This window comes from Bradyrhizobium sp. DN3 (assembly GCF_041357655.1).
Taxonomy (GTDB): domain Bacteria; phylum Pseudomonadota; class Alphaproteobacteria; order Rhizobiales; family Xanthobacteraceae; genus Bradyrhizobium.
The window spans coordinates 1-1,061 of record NZ_JAULLN010000086.1; the positions used below are offsets into that span (position 1 = coordinate 1).

The window sequence follows — 1,061 nt, forward strand, 5'->3', positions numbered from 1 at the left end:
CGGCGGCATGCCAAGGCTGCGCGATCAAGAGCCAATGTACGCCGTCCAAGGAGCGCCGCATCACGCGTTGGGAGCATGAGCACGTAGTCGAGGAGGTCCAGAGACGGCTCGATTCCAATCCCGACGCCATGCGGACGCGACGCGAGACGGTCGAGCATCCCTTCGGCACGATCAAAGCCCGTATGGGTGCGACCCACTTCCTGATGAAGCGCCTACGGAACGTTGCCGCCGAGATGGCGTTGCATGTCCTTGCCTATAACCTCACTCGGGCGATGAACATCGTCGGCAAACCAAGCCTGATTGCAGCCATCCGCGCCGCCTGAAGGCCGGAAAGTGCGTCCAAAAGCGCAATATCGCGTCGCGATACCCACCTTGGCCGATCATTGAACGATCCGACGCGAGAACATCGGCCGCCTGCAATGATTGGCGACCACGGCCGCGTGCCGACCTATCGGTTTGCACACAACCAAGACCCGTTGCGGACCTCACGCTTGACTCAAATCTTAACAGTTGATCGGGCCTTCGGTTTACTTGGTTTATGCCGGGATTTTGTGTACGGAACGGCTCGCGGTCGCGCGCCGGGAGCGCTAATTCGTGACGCACAGAATGTCAGGTCCGCAAGGGTTGGTCTCAATGAGGAGAACTCTCGTGTTCTCGCTCCTCGGCCCCGCGCTTGGCATCGCATCAGCCGTCGTAATCGATCTAATTGAAACAGGACGTATTGGTGAGGAAACCGCGATCTGGGCCTTCTTGTTCTCGCTTGCCGTTTCAATCGCCACCGGACCTGTCGACGGCTACTTCGCACATTTCATCCCCCTGCCGCTCAGGGCACCTCTAAGCGCAATCGTTGGCGCGGCGACTGTGGCTCTTCTCCTACTCTCGATAACGAGACAGTCCATCCCGCCCCTAGCGTTGACGCCGTTTGTTTTGTCTGGAGCAGTGTGCATGGGCTTGTGCTCGCTACTGTCGGGACCTTCCCGTGATGAGCCGAGCTAACTTCCGCTGTTGGCCGATTCTGTTGAAAAAGACGGCTGTTGCGACGCAGAGATATCAGTGATTCA

Annotated in this window: 1 protein-coding gene; it reads left to right on the forward strand. The window is 58.5% G+C overall.

Annotated elements, in window-relative coordinates:
* On the forward strand, positions 1-323 hold a 323-nt coding region (locus AAE027_RS39450), incomplete at its 5' end, for a transposase (protein ID WP_370991176.1).
* Positions 324-1,061 lie beyond the last annotated feature (738 nt).